The sequence below is a fragment of the Nonomuraea sp. NPDC052265 genome, from assembly GCF_044547985.1.
Classification (GTDB): domain Bacteria; phylum Actinomycetota; class Actinomycetes; order Streptosporangiales; family Streptosporangiaceae; genus Nonomuraea.
Genome location: NZ_JBIUBJ010000010.1, coordinates 208,380 through 232,045, shown reverse-complemented (window position 1 = coordinate 232,045; position 23,666 = coordinate 208,380). Strand labels below are relative to the sequence as shown.

General features: G+C 70.7%; 24 protein-coding genes. 11 read left to right on the top strand and 13 right to left on the bottom strand.

Features of this window, described 5'->3' with window-relative positions; all coding sequences use genetic code 11:
- Positions 1-100 precede the first annotated feature (100 nt).
- The gene (locus ACIHAD_RS28265) at positions 101-1,240 is read left to right on the top strand and encodes a cystathionine gamma-synthase (protein ID WP_397357648.1); all 1,140 of its coding nucleotides are present in this window, start codon (positions 101-103) and stop codon (positions 1,238-1,240) included.
- Here the strand turns inward: ACIHAD_RS28265 and ACIHAD_RS28260 are convergent.
- Complete coding sequence (locus ACIHAD_RS28260; protein ID WP_397357647.1) at positions 1,237-1,668, bottom strand: DUF2269 family protein; 432 nt, start codon at positions 1,666-1,668, stop codon at positions 1,237-1,239. The two genes, ACIHAD_RS28265 and ACIHAD_RS28260, sit on opposite strands and share 4 nt — an antisense overlap.
- A 10-nt stretch (positions 1,669-1,678) precedes the next feature.
- Entirely contained in the window at positions 1,679-1,804 is a 126-nt protein-coding gene (locus tag ACIHAD_RS28255) for a hypothetical protein (protein WP_357708775.1), read from the bottom strand.
- Between the two features lie 139 nt (positions 1,805-1,943).
- Here ACIHAD_RS28255 and ACIHAD_RS28250 point away from each other — a divergent pair, with 139 nt between their 5' ends.
- Positions 1,944-2,366 (top strand): DUF6292 family protein, encoded by a 423-nt coding sequence (locus ACIHAD_RS28250; protein WP_397357646.1) that lies wholly within the window; start codon positions 1,944-1,946, stop codon positions 2,364-2,366.
- Positions 2,367-2,500: 134 nt separating this feature from the next.
- Here ACIHAD_RS28250 and ACIHAD_RS28245 read toward each other — a convergent pair whose 3' ends face one another.
- From ACIHAD_RS28245 to ACIHAD_RS28235, 3 genes are all read right to left on the bottom strand, one after another.
- Positions 2,501-4,468: a VWA domain-containing protein gene (locus ACIHAD_RS28245; protein ID WP_397357720.1), complete on the bottom strand. Its 1,968-nt coding sequence runs from the start codon at positions 4,466-4,468 to the stop codon at positions 2,501-2,503.
- A 37-nt stretch (positions 4,469-4,505) separates the two neighbouring features.
- On the bottom strand, positions 4,506-5,264 hold the full coding sequence (locus ACIHAD_RS28240) for a hypothetical protein (protein WP_397357645.1): 759 nt from the start codon (positions 5,262-5,264) through the stop codon (positions 4,506-4,508).
- Between the two features lie 62 nt (positions 5,265-5,326).
- The gene (locus tag ACIHAD_RS28235; RefSeq protein ID WP_397357644.1) at positions 5,327-6,718 is read right to left on the bottom strand and encodes a sigma 54-interacting transcriptional regulator; all 1,392 of its coding nucleotides are present in this window, start codon (positions 6,716-6,718) and stop codon (positions 5,327-5,329) included.
- 172 nt (positions 6,719-6,890) lie between these two features.
- Here ACIHAD_RS28235 and ACIHAD_RS28230 point away from each other — a divergent pair, with 172 nt between their 5' ends.
- Both ACIHAD_RS28230 and ACIHAD_RS28225 read left to right on the top strand, forming a co-directional pair.
- Positions 6,891-8,072, top strand: coding sequence for an FIST N-terminal domain-containing protein (locus ACIHAD_RS28230; protein ID WP_357708870.1), 1,182 nt, complete (start codon positions 6,891-6,893; stop codon positions 8,070-8,072).
- Positions 8,069-9,082, top strand: a complete 1,014-nt coding sequence (locus tag ACIHAD_RS28225; RefSeq protein ID WP_397357643.1) for an ROK family protein — start codon at positions 8,069-8,071, stop codon at positions 9,080-9,082. Before ACIHAD_RS28230 ends, ACIHAD_RS28225 begins: the two co-directional genes overlap by 4 nt.
- 118 nt (positions 9,083-9,200) lie before the next feature.
- Here the strand turns inward: ACIHAD_RS28225 and ACIHAD_RS28220 are convergent, their stop codons facing one another.
- From ACIHAD_RS28220 to hppD, 4 genes are all read right to left on the bottom strand, one after another.
- On the bottom strand, positions 9,201-9,848 hold the full coding sequence (locus ACIHAD_RS28220) for a hypothetical protein (protein ID WP_397357642.1): 648 nt from the start codon (positions 9,846-9,848) through the stop codon (positions 9,201-9,203).
- Positions 9,845-10,390, bottom strand: a complete 546-nt coding sequence (locus tag ACIHAD_RS28215) for an RNA polymerase sigma factor (RefSeq protein ID WP_397357641.1) — start codon at positions 10,388-10,390, stop codon at positions 9,845-9,847. Before ACIHAD_RS28215 ends, ACIHAD_RS28220 begins: the two co-directional genes overlap by 4 nt.
- Before the next feature lie 73 nt (positions 10,391-10,463).
- A complete protein-coding gene (locus ACIHAD_RS28210) occupies positions 10,464-11,870 on the bottom strand; it encodes a M1 family metallopeptidase (RefSeq protein WP_397357640.1) in 1,407 nt (468 codons plus the stop codon).
- 186 nt (positions 11,871-12,056) lie between these two features.
- The gene (gene hppD / locus ACIHAD_RS28205; RefSeq protein WP_397357639.1) at positions 12,057-13,139 is read right to left on the bottom strand and encodes a 4-hydroxyphenylpyruvate dioxygenase; all 1,083 of its coding nucleotides are present in this window, start codon (positions 13,137-13,139) and stop codon (positions 12,057-12,059) included.
- Between the two features lie 130 nt (positions 13,140-13,269).
- Between hppD and ACIHAD_RS28200 the strand changes: the two genes are divergently transcribed.
- Together ACIHAD_RS28200 and ACIHAD_RS28195 are read left to right on the top strand one after the other, a co-directional pair.
- Positions 13,270-13,749 (top strand): Lrp/AsnC family transcriptional regulator, encoded by a 480-nt coding sequence (locus ACIHAD_RS28200; RefSeq protein ID WP_357704037.1) that lies wholly within the window; start codon positions 13,270-13,272, stop codon positions 13,747-13,749.
- 217 nt (positions 13,750-13,966) lie between these two features.
- Positions 13,967-16,030 (top strand): transglycosylase domain-containing protein, encoded by a 2,064-nt coding sequence (locus ACIHAD_RS28195; RefSeq protein WP_397357638.1) that lies wholly within the window; start codon positions 13,967-13,969, stop codon positions 16,028-16,030.
- On the opposite strand, the gene ACIHAD_RS28190 is transcribed toward ACIHAD_RS28195, so the two are convergent.
- Positions 16,016-17,980: a thioredoxin domain-containing protein gene (locus ACIHAD_RS28190; RefSeq protein WP_397357637.1), complete on the bottom strand. Its 1,965-nt coding sequence runs from the start codon at positions 17,978-17,980 to the stop codon at positions 16,016-16,018. The two genes, ACIHAD_RS28195 and ACIHAD_RS28190, sit on opposite strands and share 15 nt — an antisense overlap.
- A gap of 94 nt (positions 17,981-18,074) precedes the next feature.
- Between ACIHAD_RS28190 and ACIHAD_RS28185 the strand changes: the two genes are divergently transcribed.
- Positions 18,075-19,226: a hypothetical protein gene (locus tag ACIHAD_RS28185; RefSeq protein ID WP_397357636.1), complete on the top strand. Its 1,152-nt coding sequence runs from the start codon at positions 18,075-18,077 to the stop codon at positions 19,224-19,226.
- On the opposite strand, the gene ACIHAD_RS28180 is transcribed toward ACIHAD_RS28185, so the two are convergent.
- Genes ACIHAD_RS28180 through mca form a run of 3 tightly spaced genes read right to left on the bottom strand, consistent with a single transcriptional unit; the run spans position 19,212 to position 20,586 of the window.
- The gene (locus tag ACIHAD_RS28180; RefSeq protein ID WP_397357635.1) at positions 19,212-19,505 is read right to left on the bottom strand and encodes a GNAT family N-acetyltransferase; all 294 of its coding nucleotides are present in this window, start codon (positions 19,503-19,505) and stop codon (positions 19,212-19,214) included. The two genes, ACIHAD_RS28185 and ACIHAD_RS28180, sit on opposite strands and share 15 nt — an antisense overlap.
- The gene (locus tag ACIHAD_RS28175; RefSeq protein ID WP_352323255.1) at positions 19,506-19,667 is read right to left on the bottom strand and encodes a hypothetical protein; all 162 of its coding nucleotides are present in this window, start codon (positions 19,665-19,667) and stop codon (positions 19,506-19,508) included.
- 34 nt (positions 19,668-19,701) lie between these two features.
- On the bottom strand, positions 19,702-20,586 hold the full coding sequence (gene mca / locus ACIHAD_RS28170; RefSeq protein WP_397357634.1) for a mycothiol conjugate amidase Mca: 885 nt from the start codon (positions 20,584-20,586) through the stop codon (positions 19,702-19,704).
- A 147-nt stretch (positions 20,587-20,733) separates the two neighbouring features.
- On the opposite strand from mca, the gene ACIHAD_RS28165 reads away from it, so the two are divergent.
- The 4 genes from ACIHAD_RS28165 to ACIHAD_RS28150 all read left to right on the top strand — a co-directional run bounded on the left by ACIHAD_RS28165 (position 20,734) and on the right by ACIHAD_RS28150 (position 23,602).
- Complete coding sequence (locus ACIHAD_RS28165) at positions 20,734-21,153, top strand: DUF4307 domain-containing protein (protein ID WP_397357633.1); 420 nt, start codon at positions 20,734-20,736, stop codon at positions 21,151-21,153.
- A 108-nt stretch (positions 21,154-21,261) separates the two neighbouring features.
- Positions 21,262-21,762, top strand: a complete 501-nt coding sequence (greA, locus tag ACIHAD_RS28160; RefSeq protein ID WP_352323258.1) for a transcription elongation factor GreA — start codon at positions 21,262-21,264, stop codon at positions 21,760-21,762.
- Positions 21,763-21,848: 86 nt separating this feature from the next.
- Positions 21,849-23,012 carry a C40 family peptidase gene (locus ACIHAD_RS28155; protein ID WP_397357632.1) on the top strand — a complete coding sequence of 388 codons (1,164 nt, stop codon included), beginning with the start codon at positions 21,849-21,851 and terminating at the stop codon, positions 23,010-23,012.
- 68 nt (positions 23,013-23,080) lie between these two features.
- Positions 23,081-23,602 carry a hypothetical protein gene (locus ACIHAD_RS28150; RefSeq protein WP_397357631.1) on the top strand — a complete coding sequence of 174 codons (522 nt, stop codon included), beginning with the start codon at positions 23,081-23,083 and terminating at the stop codon, positions 23,600-23,602.
- Positions 23,603-23,666 lie beyond the last annotated feature (64 nt).

Genomic DNA, 23,666 nt, shown 5'->3' with positions numbered 1-23,666 from the left:
CGCGCGGGTCCGGGCGGGCGCAGTCGGGGGACGGCCCCGCCTTCGGCCCGCGATCCGTCGGGGAACGGATCGCGGGCCGCTTTCCGTTAACGTGGGGCCTATGACCAACGGTTTTGAGACCCTGGCGATTCACGCAGGTCAGGAGCCCGACCCACTGACCGGCGCGGTCGTGCCGCCGATCTACGCCACGTCCACCTACAAGCAGGACGGCGTGGGCGGCCTGCGTTCGGGATATGAGTACAGCCGCTCGGCCAACCCCACGAGGGCGGCGCTGGAAGAGGCGCTGGCCGCCGTCGAGGGCGGCGCGCGCGGGCTGGCCTTCGCCTCGGGCCTGGCCGCCGAGGACACCCTGCTGCGCACGGTGTGCAGGCCGCAGGATCACGTGATCATCCCCAACGACGCGTACGGGGGCACGTACCGGCTGTTCGCCAAGGTGCACGAGCGCTGGGACCTGCACTACGACCCGGTCCCGCTGCACGACCTCGACGCGGTGGCGGCGGCCATGACGCAGAAGACGAAGATCGTCTGGGTCGAGACGCCGACCAACCCGCTGCTCGGCATCGCCGACATCGCCGCCCTGGCGGAGCTGGCCCACGGGAACGGCTCGCTGCTGGTCGTGGACAACACCTTCGCCTCGCCGTACCTGCAGCAGCCCCTGGCGCTCGGGGCCGACGTGGTCGTCCACTCCACCACCAAGTACATCGGCGGCCACTCCGACGTGGTCGGCGGCGCGCTGATCGCGGGCGAGAAGGGCCTCGGCGACGAGCTGACCTACCACCAGAACGCGATGGGCGCGGTGGCCGGCCCGTTCGACGCCTGGCTGACGCTGCGCGGGCTCAAGACCCTCGGCGTGCGCATGGACCGCCACTGCGACAACGCCGAACGCGTCGTCGACCTGCTGCTCGCGCACCCGCGCGTGACCCAGGTGCTCTACCCGGGCCTGCCCGAGCACTCCGGCCACGAGGCCGCCGCCAAGCAGATGCGGCGCTTCGGCGGCATGGTGTCCTTCCGCGTCGCGGGCGGCGAGGCGGAGGCCGTGGAGGTGTGCAACCGGGCCAAGCTGTTCACGCTCGGCGAGTCGCTGGGCGGCGTCGAGTCGCTCATCGAGCACCCGGGCAGGATGACGCACGCCTCCGCGGCGGGCTCGCCCCTGGAGGTGCCGAGCGACCTGGTGCGCCTGTCGGTCGGCATCGAGACGGTCGACGACCTGCTCGCCGACCTCACCCAGGCCCTCGGCTAGGGCGTCGGGACGACCATCAGGAAGAGGATCACCAGCCAGATCACGGCCAGCAGGCCGCTGATCGCCGCGATCCGTCCGGTCTGCACCTTCGCGTCGTCCTCCGCGTTCTCGCTCTCGAGAGCGCGGAGGGCGGTGCGCAGGTCGCGGTCGATGATGACCAGCAGCACGATGGCCACGATGAACAGCGTCATCGACGCCGTCATGTACCACAGGCCGAGCACGCCGTTCCCGGCGGCGATGCCCACGGCCACCCCGAACACCAGCACGCCCAAGGAGGCGAGGCTGTAGATCCTCGTCGTGCGCTGGATGTTCCGCAGGACGGGCACGTTGTTGTTGCGGATGGCCCGGGGAGCGGCCATCGTCGCGGCGGTCAGCGGGCCGATCGTGAAGATGGCGAAGCCGATGTGCAGCCACAGAAGCAGGGACATGCGCCTGAGACTAGTCCCCGACGATCTCGGTCGGCGGCTCGACACTCTCTTTAACCTGCGAGGAGCAACGCATGATCAGCTCCGTGGCCGCCACCGCGACGGCCATCAGGATGATCAGCAGGATCGTGGCAATCATGGGCTCCCCTCCTTCCCCGTGTCTGACGTAAATATCGTCCGTAATGACTAGACGGACGTGCAACGGAATAAGTTCGCCACGGGTATGGTTGGTCACCGTCGCTTTTTTCTTACCTTTAGGGCACAAGGGGGTGCCGTCCGTGGCCATCAGGCATGTCGAGCCGTACACCGACGAGTGGCTGCAGCAGCCGGCCGGCTATGTGGAGCGCGTCGTCGACCTGCTTGGAGCCGAGGTGGCCGACTGGTGGGAGGGCCCGTGCGATCCGCGCGACGCCACCGTCAAGCTGACCGACGGCCACGCGCTGGTGTGGGACGAGGAGAGCGGCTGGCGGCTCGGCCGCTTCGTCGCCGGCGGGGCGGGCGCGCACACCGAGCTGACCGGCGTCCGCTACCTGGGCCATGGGCTGCTGCCCCGGCCGGAGCGCGTGCCGTCGGCTCTTGTGGACGCGAGGGCGGGGGTGGGGGCCAGCTCGGCCTGGCGGCCCTGCTACCGGTCCCATCGCAACTGCCGCGACGGGTTCGACGTGGCCCTCGACTTCTACGCCCGCCTGATCGAAGCCTGACACCTTCCGAAGGGCAAGGGCCTCCGACCCCCCATCCTCGCCGAGTGTTCAGCCGTACGACGGAGTGAGCGTCTGGTGCGGGCCGGCCGCGCCAGACGCCTGAGAAGTGGCGGCAGGCCGTGCCGCCTCTTTTGTCAGCGGGAGCGGCGGAGGCGGAGGAAGTCGCTGACGACGTACTCACCGAGCCTGTCCGCGCTGGGCGAGAACACCCGGCCGCCGTTCCTGCGGGCCACCTCGTCCACGAACTCCTTCAGCCGGTCGTCGGCCGCCAGCATGAAGACGTTGATCGTCGCGCGCCGTCGCGTCATCTTGTCGACCTCGGACAGCGTCAGCTCCAGCGTCTCGTGCGACGGCGGCCACTCGAAGGCGGACCTGCCGTTGCGCATGAGGTGGGCGGTCGGCTCGCCGTCGGTGACCACCAGCACCACAGGCTCGAAGTCGGGGTGCCGGTCGAGGTGGCGGCCGGCGATGAGGAGGGCGTGGTGCAGGTTGGTGCCCTGGACCATGTCCCAGTCGAGGCCGGCCAGCTCGTCGGGCTGCAGCACCCGGGCGTAGTTGGAGAAGCCGATGATCTGCACGGCGTCCTGCGGGAACTTGGAGGCCACCAGCGCCTGGAGGGCCAGCGCCGTCTGCTTGGCCGCGGCCCACGTGCCGCGCAGGGCCATCGAGTACGACAGGTCGACCAGCAGGCACACCGCCGCGGCGCTGCGGCGTTCGGTCTCGGAGACCTCGAAGTCGTCGACGGACAGCCGCACCCGGGCCCGCCCGTCCTGCGGGGCGGTCGCCACGCCGCCGCTGCGCACGCCGTTGACCAGCGTACGGACGACGTCGATCGGCTGCTCGTCGCCGAAGCGCCAGGGGCGGGTCGAGCCCGTCAGTTCGCCGGCCGAGCCCGCGTCGTGCTGGTCGTGGTCGCCGCGCCGGCCCGCGTCGAGGGAGGAGAACACGCGCCGCAGCGCGGTCTCGCCCAGCCGCCGGACCGCCTTCGGGGTCAGCTCCAGCTTGCCGCGGCGGCGCAGCAGGTAGCCCTGCTCCTCCAGCTCGCGTTCGATGCGCTTGAGCGCGTCGAGGTCGTCGACCGCCGCCCGGCCCAGGGCGCGGCGTACGGCGGCCTCGTCGATGTCGTCGAGCCGCGCGCCCGGGTAGTCCTGGCGCAGGGCGGTCTCCAGCTGGGTGAGGTCGGCCAGTTCCTCCAGGGCGGTGACGGCGTCGCCCATGGCGAGGGGCTCGTCGCCGGTCAGCCGCTCGGGGGCGTTCCAGGCCAGGTCGGGACGGCGGGCGTGGAGGGCCTCGCCGAGGCGGCGCATCTGGTCGGACAGGCCGGCCTGGTCGAGCGTCTGGTTGATGAGGTTGGACAGCTCCTCGCGCTGGCGGGGGGTCATCGAGGCCAGCATGCGCTGGGTCGCGGCGGCCCGCCGGGCCAGGATGTCGACGAGCTCCTCAAGGTCCCGGGGCTTTTCTGGGAACAAATCGCCATATTTCGCTATAAAGGCGTCAAAGTCTTCTTGGGTGTGCTCGCCCCTGGTGTCCCTGTCCAGCATGTCGTTCAGGTCGGACATCATCTCCCGGACGCGGGCCATGGCCTCGGGGTCGGGGTTGGCCAGCGCGTCCCGCAGGCCCCTGAACTGGCTGTCGAGCACCTCGCGCCGCAGCAGGCCGCGCAGCTCCTCGAACGTCTGCCGGGCCGCCGCCGAGCGCCACTCGTACGTGCTCAGCTCCTGGATGGCGCTCGCGGTGTCCTCCGGCAGCCCGTCGAGCCCGGCCTCACGCAGCCGCGCGTCGTCGGACGGGTCGGGGAACAGCTCGGCCCGCTCCTGCCCGATCGCCTTGTCCAGCAGCGCCCGCGCGCGTTCCAGGGTGCCGTCGAGCCGCCCGCGCTCGCGCAGGTCCCTGCGCCGCCTGCGGACCTCCTTGAGCATGTCGTCGAGCCCCCGCCGGTCCTGGCTGCCGGGCAGCCCGCGCTTGAGCAGGTCGCGCAGCGCGTGGACCGGCGTCGAACCGGACAGGATCGCGTCGCCCATCTCGTCGAGGGCCGCGCGTACGTCATAAGGGGGGGCCAGGGGGTCGGGGCCGTTGTGGTATTCGCCGTAGCGGAAGGCCATCACGCTTCCACGCTAACCCCAACCCGCCCCCGCCCGTCTACGGACGCCTGGCCACTTCCCACACCTCGACCGCGCTGTTCGCGTCGGGCGTATAACTCACCTGCACCTGGACGGCGCGCCCGGCCCCCTTGAGCGCCTTGGCGAGGTCGGCCGACCCGCAGGGCAGCGTGCCGAGCCCGCGCTTGTCGACGCCGGCCGGCTTGCCGGACACCCAGCGGTCGCCGCAGCGGGAGGTGGCCCGGTAGAAGGACGTCATGTACGTGTAGCCCAGCTTGATCTGCTTGCCGCCGGTGCTGAACAGGACCGTCGCGTCGTCGATCCGCCTGATCGAGCCGCGCGCGGTGACCGGCTCCGGCCAGGCGTCGAGCAGGAACTCCTGCGCCTTCACGGCCTTGCCACCCTCGTACTCCACGCGCAGCGGGACCGCGCCCTCCCGGAGCCCGGCGGTGAGCTGGGAGGGCTTGCACGCCGTACGGCCCAGCCCGTCGCGGTCGAGCGCGACCCGCCCCTCGGTCTCCTTCAGGTCGCAGGCCGTCGTCACCCGGCTGTAGGCGGCACGGGTGTAGTCGAGCCTGAGCTCCTCGGCCCCCGTGACCGGGGTCAGCTTGTAGAGCACGTTGCCGCCGCGTCGGACCTTGGCGGGCTTCATGGGCACGATCCGGAGGCTGCCCTTGCCGTCGGCCCAGGCGTAGCCGTAGGCGGTCTTGGCGGCCGTCTTGACGCGGGCCGCGTGCGCGGGAAGCGCGAGGCCGCCCAGGACGAGGCCGACGGCGGTGGCATGGATGAGCAGGCGCATGGGCGGTTCCCCCCGGAGTCGTGATCAACCAAACACTACGACGCGGGAAACCGCCCGTTTGTTCACGTCCTGTAGATCGTGACCCCGTCGAGGTCTTCCTTTGACAGCCGCCGCATCAGGTAGAGACCTTCGAGCGCGAACTCCAGGGCCGCCGCGGCGTGCCCGGGGGACTCCTCGCCGGCGCCCATGCCCAGCCTCGACATGACCTTGGCCAGGCCGCTGACCGGCCCGATCTGGTGCAGCAGCTCGGCCGCGGCCACCATGTCGCCGGACTCCACCTGGTTGCCCTCGGCGAACTTGTCGGTCACCGGGGCCAGGTCCATGCCGCCCAGCCTGCTCCTGAACGTCTCGGCCGTGGCCCGGCGCAGCAGGTGGGCCAGGATCTCGGTCTCCCTGCCCTCCTCGCTGACCTCGAACTCCACCTTGCCGCGCAGGCTGTGGACGACGCAGGCCAGGTCGCAGACGCGCGTGACGGCCTGGTCCTCGCCCTTGATCGCGGACCTGCGCACGGCGGAGGCCGCGGCGGTCTCGGCGGCGGCGATCGAGAAGCGCGCCGACACGCCGGAACGGGCGTCGACGGCCGTGGACTCGCGGACCAGCCGGGTGAACCTGGCGATCACCTCGATCAGGTGCTCCGGCACGTCGGCCCCGATGTCGGGCACCGACTCCTGGCGGATGAGCGTGAGCTCGTCCTCGACCGTGAGCGGGTAGTGGGTGCGGATCTCCGCGCCGAACCGGTCCTTCAGCGGCGTGATGATGCGGCCCCTGTTGGTGTAGTCCTCGGGGTTGGCGCTGGCGATGAGCAGGATGTCGAGCGGCAGGCGCAGGTTGTAGCCGCGCACCTGGATGTCGCGCTCCTCCAGCACGTTGAGCAGCGAGACCTGGATGCGCTCGGCCAGGTCGGGCAGCTCGTTGACGGAGAACACGCCGCGGTTGGTACGGGGGACCAGACCGTAGTGGACGGTCTCGGGGTCGCCGAGGGTGCGCCCCTCAGCGATCTTGATCGGGTCGACGTCGCCGATGAGGTCGCCGACGGAGGTGTCGGGAGTGGCGAGCTTCTCGCCGTAACGTTCGTCGCGGTGCTTCCACGCCAGCGGCAGCTCGTCGCCCAGCTCCCGCGCCAGCGTCTTGCAGCGCGTGCAGGCGGGTGCGTACGGATGGTCGTTGATCTCGCAGCCCTCGACCACCGGGGTCCACTCGTCGAGCAGGCCGGTGATCGTGCGGATGAGCCGCGTCTTGCCCTGCCCGCGCTCACCGAGCAGGACCAGGTCGTGCCCGGCGAGCAGCGCCCGCTCCAGGTGTGGCAGAACGGTGTCGTCGAAGCCCACTATGCCGGGGAACCGGGTCTCGCCGGCCCGCAGCCTGGCCAGCAGGTTTTCCCGGACCTCGGCTTTGACGCTGCGATGAACGTGGCCGCTCTCTCGCAACTCGCGGAGAATACGTGGCTGATGCACGGGAACGAGACTACGTCCCCCGCGAGAAATGCGGCAGAGAGTTTCGCATCTGGCGGAGATTTCGGATCTTGACCCATTGCGTGACGGTTCGTACGCGTGCTTGTCCCTTTAGTGGGGAGAATCGGCCCTAGGGAACATGCACATGTCGAGGGAGGCGAGACGCGTGGCCTTGATGACAAGCCGCTTCGCCGACGGCCTCGCCGTGGGTTCCGACCTGGTGGAGGCCGCGGAGAACGCCGTCGGTCAGGCACTGTCGAGGCTCAGCGGGCAAGCGAACCTGGTCTGCTTCTTCATCTGCGGCGAGGACCCCGAGGACGTCGCCAGAGCGGGCCAGGCGGCGATGAAGCTCGCGCCCGAGGCGCACGTGATCGGCTGCAGCGCCACAGGGGTGATCGGCGACGGGCAGGGGGTCGAGCTGACGCCCGCGGTGAGCGCGTGGGCGGCCACCCTGGAGGGGGCCAGGCTCACCACGTTCGCGCTGGAGACGCTGGCGGCCGAGGACCGGTTCGTGGTCGTCGGCCTGCCCGAGCGCACGGGGGACGACCACGTGGCGATCCTGCTGGCCGATCCGTACACCTTCCCGACCGACGCGTTCGTGGAGCGTTCGGTCGACGTGCTCGGCGACCTGCCGCTGATCGGCGGGCTGGCCAACGGGCTCCAGGGCCGCGGGTCCGTACGGCTGTTCGCGGACGGCAAGATCTACACCGAGGGCGCGATCGGCGTCCTGCTCAGCGGGCCGGTCAAGATCAGTACGGTGGTCAGCCAGGGCTGCCGCCCGATCGGCCCCAGCATGGTGGTCACGGCCTCGGAGGAGAACCTGCTGCTCGAACTGGCCGGACAGCCCGCGCTGGCCCGGCTGGAGGACATCGTCAGCGAGCTGGACGAGGACGACCGCGAACTGGTCGCAGCCGGGCTGCAGATCGGCGTGGCCATGGACGAATACGCCGAACGCCACGAACGCGGCGACTTCCTCATCCGGGGCGTCATCGGCATCGACCCCGAACGCGAGGCCGTGGCCATCGGGGACATCGTGGAGATCGGCCGTACCGTGCGGTTCCAGGTCAGGGACGCCGCCACCGCCGACGAGGACCTGTACGACCTGCTCGACGCCCACCGCGAGGAACTGGGCAAGGTGGACGGCGCCCTGCTGTTCTCCTGCAACGGCCGGGGCTCGGCGATGTTCGGCACCGCCGACCACGACCCGGTCGCCCTGCGCGACACGCTGGGACCCATCGGCGTCGCGGGCTTCTTCGCCGCGGGCGAGGTCGGGCCGGTCGGCGGGCACAACCACGTGCACGGGCTGACGGCGTCCGTGCTGGTCTTCTCCAGCGCCGCGGAGCCGGAGCTGTCGTGATCCTGGCGATCGACGTCGGCGGCACCAAGATGGCCGCCGGGCTGGTGGCCCATGACGGCACCGTGATCACCTCCAGGCGCGCCGCCACCCCCCAGGACGCCGGCGCCGAGACGCTGTGGCACACCCTCACGGCCCTCATCGACCCCCTGTCGGCCCGCGCCGAAGGGGTGGGCGTGGGCTGCGGAGGGCCGATGACCTGGCCCGACGGCGAGGTCTCGCCGCTCAACATGCCCGGCTGGCGCGGCTTCCCGCTGCGCGCCCGCCTCTCCGCCCGCTTCCCCGGTTTACCGGTACGCCTCCACAACGACGCCATCTGCCTGGCCATCGCCGAGCACTGGCGGGGCGCCGGCCAAGGAAGCGCCGACATGCTCGGCATGGTGGTCTCCACGGGCGTCGGCGGCGGCCTCGTCCTGGACGGACGCCTCATCAACGGCGGCACGGGCAACGCCGGCCACATCGGGCACGTCGTGGTCGAACCGGACGGCGGCCCCCGCTGCGGCTGCGGCGGCCACGGCTGCCTGGAGGCGGTCGCCCGCGGCCCCGCCCTCACCGCCTGGGCCCTCGCCCAAGGCTGGACCCCCATCCCCGGGGAACCCCTGGAACAGGACGCGGAAGACCCGCCCCCGGACGGCGAAGGCGTGGCCGGTGGGGGAGCGGCGGCGTACCGGGAGGATCGGGCGGTCACCGGGCGGGCACTGGCGGCCGACGCGCTCGCCGGCGACCCCGTGGCCCTGCTGGCGATGCGGCGGGCCGGACGCGCGCTCGGGATCGCGATCGCCTCCGCCACCCACCTGTGCGACCTGGACCTGGTGACGATCGGCGGCGGGTTGTCCCAGGCCGGCGAGCCGCTGTTCGGCCCCCTGGAGGAGGCGCTGCGGGAACACGCCCGCATGGGCTTCGCCCGCCGCCTCAAGGTCGTGCCCGCCGCCCTCGGCCAGGAAGCCGGCCTGGTGGGCGCCGCCGCCCTCCTCCTGGCCGGCGGCGCCTACTGGCCGCCTTCCCGCGACTGACTCCCGCGACTGACTCCCGCGGCTGACTCCCGCTGGAAAGGCGCCGGGCAGGGGCGAGCCAAGGGTGCGGAGGCCCGCGACCCGCCCGTGTCCCTGGCCGAGCCGTCCTCGTCGGAGGTCAGCCCTGCTGGGTGTGCACGCCGGAGCCCTCGCCGTCGCCCGTGCCCGTCCGGGTGCCGGAGCGGTCGTCGTTCCGGTCGTCCGCCGGCGGGAGGGGCATCGCGGCCGGCTCGCAGGGTGTCACCGCACCCCTGACGACCTGCAACGAGGTGGACACCGGAGGGGCCTCCGGCCCGCTCCTGTCCAGGGTGACCGCCAGCACCAAGGTCTGCCCCGCCGGGACCTGGCCCTTCGCGATCCGGAAGGAGATCCCGTCCCCGCTCCTGCCGATGCTCGCCTCGAAGCGCCCCTCGCCGCCCCCGTGCCGCCCGCGCGGCTCCTTGCAGGTCTGGCCGTACGGCAGATAGTCCACCACCGCCTTGACCCCCGCCGCCGCCAGCTCGGACGCCAGCCCGCCGGGGTCCCGGAAGGCGTTGATCTCCACCGCGACCCCGCCGTCGGCCGTCCCGGTCACCGCGTACGCCGGCCCACCGCCGAACAGGCCGGTGGCCGCCACCGTGGCGGCAACGGCGACCCCCGCCGCCGCGGCGGCAAGCCCCACGACCCTGCGCCGGGGCCGCCGGACGACCGGCGTCGTGACGAGCCCCGTCCCGGCCGCCATCTCCTCCTTGAGCGCGCCCAGCAACCGCTCCTCGAAAGTGTTCATGCCTGTCCCTCCACGTACACGGCCGACGGCGAAGCGACGTTCTCAAGGGCACGTCTGGCCCGGTGCAGGCGGACCCGCGCGGTCACCTGCCTGATGCCCAGGGCGGCGGCCGCCTCGGAGACGGTGAGCTGGTCGATCGCCACGAGCTCCAGCACCGCGCGCTCGCCCTCCGGAAGGCCCGCCATGGCCTCCAGGGCGCCGCGCATCTCGCGCTCGGCGTCGATCCGCTCCTCCATCCGGACGAGGTCGTCGTCGTCCATCAGCCGCCGCCCCGCGATCCGGGTCGCCGCCCGCGCTTCCCGGGCCGACCTGCGGAACTGGGCCGACACCACGTTGCGGGCCACGCCGTACAGCCACGCGGTCTGACTGCCCCGGCCCGGCACGTAGGTGTGGGCCGAGTCCAGGGCCGCCAGGAAGACGTCGGCGGTCAGGTCGGCGGCGAGATGAGGATCGCTCACCCGCCGGACCACGAACCGCATGACGACGTCGACATGGCGGCGATAGAAGGCCTCGAAGGCCACCGGGTCCTCGTTGAGGCGCACTGGCCTCGCTCCCTTCGTCGTTCGCCCTTACACCTTTACTTGGACTGGACGAAGGGAAGCGTTTCCGCGCAGGTCAGGCGAGGGTCGGGCGGCGCGGCTGGAAGAGCCACGCGTCGAAGAGCGGGTCGAGGTCCTTGCCGGACAGCCGCTCGGACAGGTCGACGAACTGCCGCGTGGTGACGTTGCGGTAGCGGTGTTCGGCGGTCCAGGTCTTGAGCAGCTTGAAGAACGTCGGGTCGCCGACCGCCTTGCGCAGGGCGTGCAGCGCCATGCCGCCGCGGGTGTAGACCGACTCGTCGAACAGGTCGCCGGGCTTGGCCCGGCCCGGCGGGTAGGCCCACATCGGGTCTTTGGCGTCGCGGTTGTAGAAGTCCTTGAAGATGGCGTCGGCGGTCTTCTTGCCCCGGTGCTCCGACCACAGCCACTCGGCGTACGTGGCGAACCCCTCGTTGAGCCACAGGTCCTTCCACCGCTTGATGGTCAGGCTGTCGCCGAACCACTGGTGGGCCAGCTCGTGGGCGATGATGCCCTCGTCGGGGTCGAAACCGCCGTAGAGGGGCTTGGTCTGGTTCTCCAGGGCGTAGCCGGCCGAGTAGTCGTCGACCACGGCGCCGGTCGAGGAGAACGGGTAGGGCCCGAAGACCGTGCTCCAGTAGTCGGTGACCTCGCCCGAGACGTTGTAGACGTGGTCGAGGCTGGTCTTGAACTTCGGGTCGACGGCCGCGTACGTCGGGATGCCGCCCTGCGAGCGGCCCTGGCGCACCTCGAACTTGCCGATCGTGGCCGTGGCGAGGTAGGTGGCCATCGGGTGCCGCTCGCTCCACCGGTAGGTGGTGCGGCCGCCCGCGGTGGACGGGGCCGCGCTCTGCTCGCCGTTGGCCACGACGGTCAGGCCGGCGGGCACGGTGACCGTGAAGTCGAACGTGGCCTTGTCGGCCGGATGGTCGTTGCTGGGGAACCAGGTCTTGGAGCCGTTGGGCTCGGAGGCCACGAACGCGCCGTCGGCGGTGGGGATGAACCCGTACGTGCCCAGGTTGGCGGTGTCCTTGGCGGGCGTGGGGGTGCCCGAGTAGGAGATCTCGGCGGTGAACGGCGACCCGGCGACGAGCGGCGCGGCCGGGGTCACGGTCAGCTCGCCGCCCTTGCGGGAGAAGCGGGCGGGCGTGCCGTCGACCTTGACCTTGGCGACGTCGAGGCCGGTGAGGTCGAGGTTGAAGCTCGACAGGTCCTGGGTGGCCTTGGCGCGGATCTTCGTCAGGCCGGTGAGCCGCTTGCCGGTCGGGGTGTAGTCGACGGTGAGCGAGTAGTGGGCGACGTCGTAGCCGCCGTTGCCGTCTTGGGGGAAGTCGGTGTCGCCGATGCCCGGCGCGCCCGCGTGCCGGCCGGTGGCCGCGTGGGGCGGCGGCTCGTCGGCGGGCGCGCAGGCGAGCATGCTGATCAGAGCCACCAGCACGGCTGCCCCGCGTCTTGTGAATCGCATACGTGAACGTGCCCCCTTCAACCCGTGACCGGAATCTTACGCTGGGTCACGCGCTCCCGACTACTCGTCACCGTGGAGGCGGGCGAGACGGAGGCGCCGGCGGCTGCCCGCCGCCGGCGCCTCATCAGCCCAGAAACTGGTGGTGGTCCCGTGAAATCCACATGATCACCACTAAGTCGAGACAAACTAAAGATTGCCCCTGCGTTCCTGCTCGCGCTCGATCGCCTCGAACAGGGCCTTGAAGTTGCCCTTGCCGAACCCGAGCGAGCCGTGCCGCTCGATCAGCTCGAAGAAGACCGTGGGACGGTCCTGCACCGGCTGGGTGAAGATCTGCAGCAGGTAGCCGTCCTCGTCCCGGTCGACCAGGATCTTGCGCTTCTTCAGCTCCTCGATCGGCGCCCTGACCTGCCCGATGCGCTCGCGCAGCTCGGGGTCGTCGTAGTAGGAGTCGGGCGTGTCGAGGAACTGCACGCCCGCCGCGCGCATGTGGTCGACGGTGGTGAGGATGTCGTTGGTGGCGAGGGCGATGTGCTGCACGCCGGGGCCGCCGTAGAACTCCAGGTACTCGTCGATCTGCGACTTCTTGCGACTGATCGCCGGCTCGTTCAGCGGGAACTTGACCTTCCGCGTGCCGTCGGCCACGACCTTGGACATCAGCGCCGAGTACTCGGTCGCGATGTCGTCGCCGACGAACTCGGCCATGTTCGTGAAGCCCATCACCTTGCGGTAGAACTCCACCCACTCGTCCATCTTGCCCAGCTCGACGTTGCCGACGCAGTGGTCGACCGCCTGGAACAGGCGTCCCGTCTTCGTCGCGGGCGGCGCGACGAGCGGCTCGGCAGGCACGTAGCCGGGCAGGTACGCGCCCCCGTAGTTGGACCTGTCCACGAGCGTGTGCCGCGTCTCGCCGTACGTGGCGATGGCCGCGATCACCACCTTGCCGTGCTCGTCCTCCAGCGTGTACGGCTCCACCAGGCCCTCGGCCCCGTGGGCGACCGCGTAGGCGTACCCGGCCTCCACGTCGGGCACCTGGATGGCCAGGTCGATCACGCCGTCACCGTGCTCGGCGACGTGCCTGGCCATGTCCGTGCCCGGCCGGATCGAGGCCCTGAACTCGAACGTGGCGCTGCCCGAGGTCAGGACATAGGCGACCTCGTCGCGGCTGCCGTTCTCCGGCCCTCGGTAGGCCACCAGTCGCATGCCGAACGCGGTCGAGTAGTAGTGGGCGGCCTGCCGGGCGTTGCCCACGGCGAACACCACGGCATCCATGCCGTTAACCGGAAAGACATCAGTCATACGGACAACTCTCGATTTAGCTGGACGAGTTGTGCAACAGTTACTTGAACGAGTGCACAATCTGTCCACCCGTTCCCCGTCCGAGTCGGAGAATGTGTACAGCATGACGATCGATGAACTGGACGCCCGGCTGATCTCCTTGCTGACCGCCGAACCCCGGCTGGGCGTGCTCGAATGCTCCCGCCGTCTGGGCGTCGCCCGCGGCACCGTCCAGGCCAGGCTCGACCGGCTGGTGGGCAGGGGTGTGATCACCGGGTTCGGGCCCGACGTGTCGCCCGTGGCGCTGGGCTACGACGTGACGGCGTTCGTCACCATGGAGATCAGGCAGGTCTCCGGCCACGACCCGGTCGCCCACCGGCTGGCCCACATCCCCGAGGTGCTGGAGGTGCACACCATCACCGGCGGCGCGGACCTGCTGTGCCGGGTGGTCGCGCGGACGAATGCCGACCTGCAACGCGTCATCGACCAAATCGTGGATGTTCAGGGGGTGCTCAGGACTTCTTCGATCATCGCACTCGACACACCGGTTCCTTACCGAGTGCTGCCTTTGGTCGCCGACGTTCCACGCCGCGGGGGACGCTAGACGTACCATCGCTTAGGGACGAGGCACCGTTATCGATCGTTTACCCTTGACATTCGCCCAGCTTGCGGGGGTTGGGCGAGGGTGTCTCAGAGGGGGGTCTCGGATGCGGGGCGGTGGTGGAAAGGGCATGCGGAAACGGCGCGTACTCCGAATTGTGTTGATCTCTTTCGGTGCCGGAATCGCCGTGCTTGCCGGTCTTTTCGCCATTGCCTGGGCGATGACTCCTATTCCCGACAGCACGCAGAAATCGGCCACCGCTGAGGGCTCGGTGATCTACTACCGCGACGGAAAGACCGTGCTCGCCCGGCAGGGCGTCGATCGCAGGAACGTCGAGCTGGCCAAGGTGCCCAAGCACGTGCGCGACGCGGTCATCGCGGCCGAGAACCGCTCGTTCTACAACGACGGCGGCGTCTCGCTCAAGGGCACCGCGCGGGCCGTCTGGTCCACCGTCACCGGCCAGCAGCTCCAGGGCGGCTCCACGATCACCCAGCAGCTCGTGCGCAACTACTACAGCGGGCTCAGCCAGGAGCGCTCGGTCACCCGCAAGTTCAAAGAGATCCTCATCGCGATGAAGGTCGACCAGTCCAAGTCGAAGGACTGGGTCCTGGAGCAGTACCTCAACACGATCTACTTCGGCCGCGGCGCCAACGGCGTCCAGTCGGCCGCGCGCGCCTACTTCGGCAAGGACGTCGACAAGCTCACCGTCGCCGAGGGCGCGTACCTGGCGGCGGTCATCCAGCAGCCCAGCAGGTTCGCCGACCCCGAGGGCGTCGACCTCGCCGCGGCCCGCTCCCGGTGGCAGGCCGTGATCAACGCCATGGGCCAGACGGGCGCGCTGTCGCGCCAGCAGGCGGCCGCCGAGCGCTTCCCGGTGCTCAAGGCGCCCAAGAAGCCGTTCGAGCTCAAGGGCCAGGGCCAGTACATGCTCGATCAGGTCACCGCCGAGCTCAACCGGCGCGGCTACTCCGACGAGACCATCAACAGCGGCGGCCTGAAGATCGTCACGACGTTCGACAAGAAGCTCATGGCGGCGGCCGAGCAGGCGGTCAAGGACGTGATCCCGGCCTCGACGCCGAAGAGCGTCCGCACCGGGCTGGCCGCCGTCGACCCGGCCACCGGCGAGGTCGTCGCCTTCTACGGCGGCCGCCACGACCAGGTCGGCGACTACGACAACGCGTTCTCGGCCAAGCGGATGGCGGGATCGACGTTCAAGCCGTACACGCTGGCCGCCGCGCTCGACAACGGCTTCGAGCTGTCCACCAGGGTCGACGGCAACTCGCCGCTGCGCGTGGCCTCGGCCGACAAGCCCATCCCCAACGACAGCGGCCGCTCCTACGGCCAGATCAACCTGGTCAGCGCCACCCAGAACTCCGTCAACACGGCCTTCGTCGACCTCGGCCAGAAGGTCGGCCTGAACAAGGTCGCGGCCGTGGCCGAGGCCGCGGGCATCCCCAAGGAGCAGTTGCAGGGGCAGCAGGCGTACGCCACCTTCCCGCTCGGCGTGTCGTCGGTCAGCGCCGTCCAGAACGCCTCGGGCTTCTCCACCTTCGCCAACAAGGGCGTGCACATGGAGGCCCACGTGGTGAAGTCGGTGACCGACAGCAAGGGCGAGAAGAAGTCGGTCAAGCCCGTCGCCACGAAGGTGGTGGGCGAGCAGGCCGCCGCCGACACCGTCTACGCGATGCAGCAGGTCGTCAAGTACGGCACCGGCACCGCCGCCCGTCTCTACGACCGCCCGGTCGCCGGCAAGACCGGCACCACCGACGACTCCAAGAACGTCTGGTTCAACGGTTTCGTCCCGCAGCTCGCCGTCGCCGTGAACATGTTCCGCAGCGACGACAAGACCGTCACCATCCCCGGCTACGGCACGCAGTTCGGCGGCCAGCTCCCCGCGCAGGTCTGGCGGGCGTTCATGACCGAGGCCATGGCCGGCGAGCCCGTCGAGGAGTTCCCCGAGCCGTCCCAGTACGGCTACGAGTCCTCCTACTCGCCGCCCGACCGCGGCCGCGACCTCCGCGACCACCCGTCCTCGCCGCCCGCCGACCAGAACGAGTGGGACAGCCCCGGCCCCGGCAACACCGACCAGCCCTTCGGCGACCCGGCGGTCACCGAGGCCCCCACCGACGACGGCTCCGGCGACAACGGCAGGACCGGCCGCGACCGGCAGGACGAGCGCCCCCAGGACGCGCCCACCGCGCCCCCCGACCAGCCTCTCGGCCCGCCCGACGAGGGCCGCGACACCCAGCGCGACAACCTGGGCCGGCCGTCAGGCACCGGCTAGCTCGGCCCGCAGCTCCTCGACCGTGGTGACCGGCAGCCGGCAGGCGAACCCCCGGCACACGTAGGCGGCCGGCGCGCCCCCGACCGGGCCGCGCCCTTCCAGCAGCGCGGGGAAGGGCTCCCCGCCGGTCTCGCCGTCGCCGGGCGCGACCACCAGGCCCGGCACGTCGGCCAGCAGCGCCGCGCGGTGCAGGGCGGCCGTACGCGGGTCGGCGGGGCTGCCGACGACCGCCACCTCCACGGGCCCGTCGAGCGCCGCGCGGGCCACGGCCAGCCCCCAGCCGGCGAACCTGGCGTGCCGGTCGGCCAGCACCGACACCGTGGCGAGGGCGGCCGAGGCGGCCTCCCGGTACCTGGCCGAGCCGGTCAGCGCGCCGTAGGAGAGCAGGGCCCCCGCGGCCGCGTACTGGCCGGAGGGCGTGGCGTTGTCCGTGGGGTCCTGCGGGCGCTGGAAGAGCCGTTCGGCGTCGTCAGCGGTGTCGTAGAAGCCTCCGGAGCCGTCGGAGAAGCGGTCGAGCACCGTGTCGAGCAGCGTCCCGGCCAGCCGGAGCCACTTCGTCGCGCCGGTCACGCCGTAGAGGGAGATCAGCCCCTCCGCCACGTTCGCGTAGTCCTCCAGCACGCCCGCGTTGGCGCCCGCGCGCCCGTCGCGCGAGGTGCGCAGCAGCCGTCCGTCGGCCATGTGCACGCCGGCGAGCAGCTCGGCCGCCGCCGTGGCGGCCTCGACCAGGTCGGGGCGCTCGAACACCACGCCGGCCTCCGCGAGCGCCGCGACGGCCAGGCCGTTCCAGGAGGCCACCACCTTGTCGTCGCGGCCCGGCCGCACCCGCAGCTCCCTGGCCGCCAGCAGCCGGCCGCGCACGCCGGCGTACCGTACGGGGTCGTCGGGGTCGTGGGGGAGCCGCAGCACCGACGTGCCGTGCTCGAACGTGCCGGTGACGTCGAAGAGACCGGCGGCCCAGCGCCCGTCGTCGTCGCCGAGGACCTCGCGCAGCTCTTCGGGCGTCCAGACGTAGAACTTGCCCTCCACGCCCTCGCTGTCGGCGTCGAGGGCCGAGGCGAAGCCGCCCTCGGGCGTACGCAGCTCGCGCAGCATCCAGCCGGCCGTCTCCAGCGCCACCCGGCGGGCCAGGTCGCCGCCGCCCGCCTTCCACCAGTGGGTGAGGACGCGCAGCAGCAGGGCGTTGTCGTAGAGCATCTTCTCGAAGTGCGGGACCACCCATCCGGCGTCGACGCTGTACCGCGCGAACCCGCCGCCGAGCTGGTCGTAGATGCCGCCGCGGGCCATGGACTCCAGCGTCCGGCCGCTCATCTCGCGCTCGCCGCAGCGCAGCAGGAACTCCAGCACCATCGACGGCGGGAACTTCGGCGCGCCGCCGAACCCGCCGTCGACCGGGTCGAACGACTCCCGCAGGTTGGCGACGGCCCGCTCCAGCGTGTCCGCCCCGGGCGTGGCGCCGCGCGGGAACGCGGTGTTCTGGTTGAGCGCCTCGACCACCTTGGCCCCCTGCGCCAGCACCGACTCCCTGTCGCCGGTCCACACGCGGTGGATCTCGGCCAGCAGGCGCCGGAAGTGGGGGCGCGGGAAGTACGTGCCGCAGTAGAACGGATGGCCCTCGGGCGTGGCGAACACCGTCATCGGCCAGCCGCCCTGCTGCGTCATGGCCTGGGTGGCGGTCATGTAGACGGCGTCGACGTCGGGCCGCTCCTCGCGGTCGACCTTGACGTTGACGAAGTGCTCGTTCATCAGGGCGGCCGTCTCGGCGTCCTCGAAGCTCTCGTGGGCCATCACGTGGCACCAGTGGCACGCCGAGTAGCCCACGCTGATCAGCAGCGGCACGTCCCTGCGCCGGGCCTCGGCGAACGCCTCCTCGCCCCATGGGTGCCAGTCGACGGGATTGCCCGCGTGCTGCAGCAGGTAAGGGCTCGTGGCGTCGTTCAAGCGGTTCATCAGGACCTCCCCCGCTCACCCTAAACCGCCTCCCCGCACCCGGCCCGCCACCCCGCGGCTGACTCCGGCGGGGCGGACGGCGTAGGTTACGGGCGTGGACATCGACTACGTGTGCGCCCACGCCGACCGCCCGCCGGCCGCAGTCACGCGCAGGGACGTCGCCCGCGCGCTGCTCGCCGTGCCCTCGGGCGTGGCACTCGTGGCGCTGCCCGATCTGCGACGGGCCATGGTGTCGGCGGGCAACCCGCTCTCGCAGCCGTTCTGGGACTCCGCCAAGGCCGCGCTCGGCTCCATCGAGGCGGGTGTGGCCACCGTCGGCGACGTGCAGCGCTGGGTCGAGTCCACCGGCACCGAGCCGATCCTCATGACGCCCAGCTACTTCGTCTGGCCCGAGGAGGACGAGCGCGGTCCCGTCGCGGCCGAGATGTTCGGCCGCCTGGTCGCCTTCCTGGAGGAGCGCGTCGAGTCCGGCGAGGTCGACCCCGACGCGCTGGCCCTGGGCGACCACGCGGCCCGCCGGGCGTACGAGGAGCTCCAGGAGCACTGGCTGGCCACCCCGCTGCCCGACGGCCGGGTGCCCGGCTTCGCGGTCAGCGACGAGCAGGACGAGGAGCTGTTCGCCGCGCTCGACGAGGAGGAGGCGTTCGCGCTGTCGGAGCTGCGGCGCATCGTCGGCGAGCTGCCCAAGGCGCCCGAGCTGCCCCTGGTCGAGCTGGAGCTGGCCGCCGCGCGCCTGCGCGTGCTGCTGGGCCTGCCCGGCTACCCCGCGAACGTGCTGCGGGCCTGCGCCGGGTTCGACGACAGGCCGATGCCCGACGACGACCGGGAGTTGTGGCTGGCGGTGGCCGCGGGCGTGGCCGGGCCGATCTCCGACCTGGCGGAGGAGGGCGACGTGCCGGAGGAGTTCGCCGACCTGGAAGGGGAGCTCAGCCACGAGGACGCCGCCCTGGCGAATTTGTGCGCCATCCAGCACGCCGACTGGCTGGCCGCGGTGGCGGCGCTGGCCCGCCTGGGGCCGGGGGTGCCGGCCTCGCCGGAACGCCTGGCCAGGCTCATCGCCGAGTCGGACGACATCGACTCCGACGAGCAGGACGACGACGACCTCGACGCCACCGAGGGCCTGTTCGCCTCGGTGGTCAGCCTGTGGACCTACCTCGGCATCGTGGACGCCGACGAGGTGCTGACCCCGCTCGGCTGGTGGGGCCTGCCCAAGGCGCTGGAACGGGCCTGGTCACCCGGCGACTGACGGGTCGCTGTACTCCTTGAACTCGGGATGACGCTCGATGTAGCGGGCCACGTAGGGGCACAGCGGCACGATGCGCAGCCCGGTGTCGACGCTCGCGCGCAGCGCGAACTCCACCAGCCTGCTCGCCAGGCCCTGGCCCTCGTAGGCGGGCAGCACCTCGGTGTGCGTGAAGACGACTTTCGTGGGCAGCAGTCGATAGTCGGCGAACCCGGCGACCTTGCCGTCGACGAGGACCTCGAAGCGGCACTCCATCGAGTTGTCGACTACTTCGATCGACATCTATTCGGCCTTCTTGTCCGTGTCGCCCTCGTGCGGAACCTGGATCTTCGACATCTGCTTGTTCATCGACTTGATGAGGATGTAGAGGGCCAGCCCGATGAGGGCGACGACGGTGAAACCGAGCAGACCCGGACTGACATCACCAGCTGCGAGAACTGTCACACCTTCAGTCTGCCACCCGCCCGCGATGGTCCGGTCAGTGGCAGGCGGGTGAGACGTCCTCGGCGTGGATGCCGGCGAACAGGTCGTCCTCGGGGAGCTCGGTGTCGACGAGCGAGCGCGCCAGGTGGTAGTCCTCGGTCGGCCAGATCTCCTGCTGCAGCTCGCGCGGGCAGACGAACCAGAAACCGTCGGGGTCGACCTGGGTGGCGTGCGCGAGCAGGGCCTCGTCGCGGATCTGGAAGTAGTCGCCGCACGGCACGCGCGTCGTCACCGGCCACTTGGCGGGCCGGTCCTCCCACCGGGAGATCCAGTCGGAGTACGGGGAGCCGAGCCCGCGCTCGGTCATGGCCTCGTGCAGCGCCTCGAAGCGCTCCTTGGTGAAGCCCATCTGGTAGTAGAGCTTCATCGGCTGCCACGGGTCGCCGGTGCCCGGGTAGCGGTCGGGGTCGCCGGCCGCCTCGAACGCCTCGACGGAGACCTTGTTGGTCATGATGTGGTCGGGGTGCGGGTAGCCGCCGTCGTCGTCGTACGTGATGATCACGTGGGGTCGGAACTCGCGCACGGCGGCCACCAGCGGGGCCGAGGCGTCCTCAAGCTTCTGCACGGCGAAGCAGCCCTCGGGCAGCTCCTCCTCCTCGCTCTCCGGCAGGCCGGAGTCGACAAAGCCCATGAAACGCTGCTGGACCCCGAGGATCTCGCGGGCCCGCTCCATCTCGGCCCTGCGCACCTCGCCGATGTTGGCCACGATCTCGGGCCGGTCCATCTTCGGGTTGAGCACGGAACCCCGCTCACCGCCCGTGAGGGTACAGACCAGAACTTCCACGCCTTCACGCACGTAACGGGCCATCGTGGCGGCGCCCTTGCTCGACTCGTCGTCGGGGTGGGCGTGGACTGCCATCAACCTCAGGGGTGCACTCACGGGCGCGTTCTCCTCACAGGGTCTCCTCGGTGGAGGACCGGTCACTCGTCCAGAGAGGTTAGTTTCTGCTGGGCGGTCGCGAGGGCACGCCCCCCGCGGGCGACAATTGTCTCGGATAACGCTCAGGGAGTGCAGGGAGATTCCGCCATGGTCACCGAAGATGTCGGGAACGGACCCGTTCTCGGCACACCCGACGACTTCACCGACCGTCCCAGGAGAGGTGGCCGGCTGGTCGTGCATGTCGTGATCGGCGTGCTGGTGGCCATCGTCGCCGGTGGCTGGGGCTGGGTGATGTGGTCGATGACGGCCGGCGGCTCGGAGGCCCCCGCTCAGGTCGTGTCGTTCAACGTCGACGCGCCCGGGCGCGCGGAGATCACCTTCGAGGTGTACAAGCCCGACGATAGAGTGGCCGTCTGCCGGATCAGGGCACTGGACGTCTACCACGCGGAAGTCGGTATCAAGGAAGTAAGAATCCCGGCTGGTGAGGGTAGTAAGCAGCTCAAGGAGAGCCTCGACACCAGCGGTCAGGCGACTTCCGTCCACATCCAGTACTGCAATCTCGTATAGTGAGACATTTGGGGAAGCGTCCGGTCGGTTAAGTTGTTAGCCTTTCGCAATTCAACCATCCGCTACCTCAAGTGATCTCAGGGCCCCCTAGGCAAGCAAGGAGAACCCGTGGCCGACTCTCGCGATGAGAACGTCACATGGCTGACGCAGGAGGCGTACGACCGCCTGAAGGCGGAGTACGAATATCTCTCTGGCCCCGGGCGCGTCGACATCGCCAAGAAGATCGAGGCCGCCCGTGAGGAGGGCGACCTGAAGGAGAACGGCGGCTACCACGCCGCCAAGGACGAGCAGGGCAAGATGGAGGCCCGGATCTTCCACCTCCGCCAGATCCTCGACAACGCCAAGGTGGGTGAGGCCCCCAAGACCGAAGGCGTGGTCGGCCCCGGCATGACCGTGACCATCCGGTTCGTCGGCGACGACGACGAGGTCACCTTCCTGCTCGCCTCCCGCGAGGAGAGCGGAGCGCCGATCGACGTCTACTCGCCCAAGTCGCCGCTCGGTTCGGCGATCAACGGCAAGAAGATCGGTGAGAAGGCGACGTACTCGATGCCCAACGGCCGCCAGAACACCGTCGAGATCCTTGAGGCTGTGCCGTACATCGGCAACTGACCCCCGCAGATCCTGACCGCCGGGCCCACGTCGGCCCGGCGGCCTTTTCGCGTTCGCCCGGGATCGCGCAGGATCTCAGCTTCCTGGTGAAGACGCGGAAGCGACGGGACTTATCCAGGCTCATCCCCTTCATCGTGGTGATGCTGGTGGCCGTGCTGACCACCGACGTGCTGGTGCTGGTCCAGACGGGGGAGGAGCAGGCGCCGGCCGAGGTGGTGCGGGCGCGGCCGGTGCCGAAGCAGACGCTCATGGCCCAGTCCCGTACCGACCAGCCGGTGGCGCCGCTGGGCAAGCTGCGCAAACCCAACCTCTTCGTGCTCACCCGCAAGCCGTTCACCGAGGAGCTGCTGCGCAAGGTGGCCAGGCTGCGCGGCGTACGGGCCCTTGAGCTGGCCGACGCGGCCTCGATCTCGCTCGACGGCAAGCGGGTTCAGACGCTCGCGGTGAACCCGTCCACCTTCCGGGCGTACACCCCCAAGGTGACGGCCTCGTCCGACGCCCTGTGGCGGAACGTGGCCTCCGGCGACGTGGCGGTCTCGTTCGTGCTGGGCAACGACGGCGGGCTCGCGCTGCACAGCCGCGTGAGCGGGCCGGCCGGGCCGCTGCGGATCGGCGCGTACGCCACCACCGGGTTCGGCGCGGTCGACGCGGTCGTGTCCAAGGAGACCGGGCGCAGGCTGCGCCTGCCGCGCGACAACGCGCTCATCGTCAGCGCCCCGGGCACGAACTCCGACGCGCTGCGCAGGGCCATCCTCGCCGCGATGCCCAAGGGCACGCAGGTGGCCGCCGTCAACCCCGTCCAGCCGCGGCCCAGGGCCGACACCCCGAAGAACTGGCCGTCCGGGTCGTTCATGACCGTGGAACAGCTCACGGCGGCGCTGAAGGCCGCGGTGTCCAAGCTGGGCCGGCCGTACGTGTGGGGGGCCGAGGGGCCCGACACGTTCGACTGCTCGGGGCTGGTGCAGTGGGCGTACGGGCAGGCGGGCGTACGGATGCCGCGGGTGACGCACCAGCAGTGGGTGGCCGGGCCGCAGGTGCCGTTGTCCCAGGCGCAACCCGGCGATCTGATCTTCTGGCGCAACGACCCGACGAACCCGTCCTACATCTCGCATGTGGCGATCTATTGGGGCAACGGGAAGGTGCTGCAGGCACCCCGCACCGGTGACGTCGTCAAGATCTCACCGCTGAGCACCCGGAACCTGGCCGGCGTCGTCCGGGTCAGCCCGATCGCGGCCGCCCGCGTCCGCTGAGCCGACCTCCGAGCGGAATCCGCACTTCGGCTCGTGCATTTCGCGCGCAACTGTGTAATCGTGATTACATGTCAACAGATGAGATGAGCGCGCAGGTCCGCGGCTGGTTCACCGGCCGGCTCCCCGACGGGTGGTTCACCGGGGCCCTGGAGATCGTCCACGACCGCGAGGAGATCGCGGTGCTCGGCACGCTGCCCGATCCGCCCGCCGACACCCCCGCGGCCGAGCGTCTCGCCCTCATCGAGGGGCTGGCCCGCCGGTTCAGGGAGGAGACGCGCGAGCGGCGCATCGAGATCGCCCGCGAGGCCGAGCGCCGCTTCCGCCAGAAGGTCTCCTGGGGCGTGCGGTGCGGGGGAGAGACTGTGATGTTCACCACACTCTCCGTCCCCGTCATGACGCGACTGCGCCAGTCGGAGCGTCAGGTGCTCGACACGCTGGTGGCCGCCGGCGTGGCCAGGAGCCGCAGCGACGCGCTCGCCTGGTGCGTACGCCTGGTCGGCAAGAACACCGACACCTGGCTGGCCGAGTTGCGTGACGCGCTCCAGCACGTCGACAGGGTGCGCAGCGCGGGCCCCGACGTCAATTCCTGAGAAGACCGGCGGAAACGGCTTCGGGAATTGGACTAAACCACTGCGGTAATTGGTTTAGACCACC

Bases quoted from the DNA above. Each gene is read 5' to 3' on its own strand.
- ACIHAD_RS28190 (WP_397357637.1), bottom strand. From the start codon at position 17,980: ATGAACCGCTTGAACGACGCCACGAGCCCTTACCTGCTGCAGCACGCG.
- ACIHAD_RS28210 (WP_397357640.1), bottom strand. From the start codon at position 11,870: ATGCGATTCACAAGACGCGGGGCAGCCGTGCTGGTGGCTCTGATCAGC.
- ACIHAD_RS28265 (WP_397357648.1), top strand. From the start codon at position 101: ATGACCAACGGTTTTGAGACCCTGGCGATTCACGCAGGTCAGGAGCCC.
- ACIHAD_RS28230 (WP_357708870.1), top strand. From the start codon at position 6,891: ATGACAAGCCGCTTCGCCGACGGCCTCGCCGTGGGTTCCGACCTGGTG.
- ACIHAD_RS28245 (WP_397357720.1), bottom strand. From the start codon at position 4,468: ATGGCCTTCCGCTACGGCGAATACCACAACGGCCCCGACCCCCTGGCC.
- ACIHAD_RS28255 (WP_357708775.1), bottom strand. From the start codon at position 1,804: ATGATTGCCACGATCCTGCTGATCATCCTGATGGCCGTCGCGGTGGCG.
- ACIHAD_RS28240 (WP_397357645.1), bottom strand. From the start codon at position 5,264: ATGCGCCTGCTCATCCATGCCACCGCCGTCGGCCTCGTCCTGGGCGGC.
- ACIHAD_RS28260 (WP_397357647.1), bottom strand. From the start codon at position 1,668: ATGTCCCTGCTTCTGTGGCTGCACATCGGCTTCGCCATCTTCACGATC.
- ACIHAD_RS28200 (WP_357704037.1), top strand. From the start codon at position 13,270: ATGACGATCGATGAACTGGACGCCCGGCTGATCTCCTTGCTGACCGCC.
- ACIHAD_RS28180 (WP_397357635.1), bottom strand. From the start codon at position 19,505: ATGTCGATCGAAGTAGTCGACAACTCGATGGAGTGCCGCTTCGAGGTC.
- hppD (WP_397357639.1), bottom strand. From the start codon at position 13,139: ATGGATGCCGTGGTGTTCGCCGTGGGCAACGCCCGGCAGGCCGCCCAC.
- ACIHAD_RS28165 (WP_397357633.1), top strand. From the start codon at position 20,734: ATGGTCACCGAAGATGTCGGGAACGGACCCGTTCTCGGCACACCCGAC.
- ACIHAD_RS28195 (WP_397357638.1), top strand. From the start codon at position 13,967: ATGACTCCTATTCCCGACAGCACGCAGAAATCGGCCACCGCTGAGGGC.
- ACIHAD_RS28220 (WP_397357642.1), bottom strand. From the start codon at position 9,848: ATGAACACTTTCGAGGAGCGGTTGCTGGGCGCGCTCAAGGAGGAGATG.
- ACIHAD_RS28150 (WP_397357631.1), top strand. From the start codon at position 23,081: ATGTCAACAGATGAGATGAGCGCGCAGGTCCGCGGCTGGTTCACCGGC.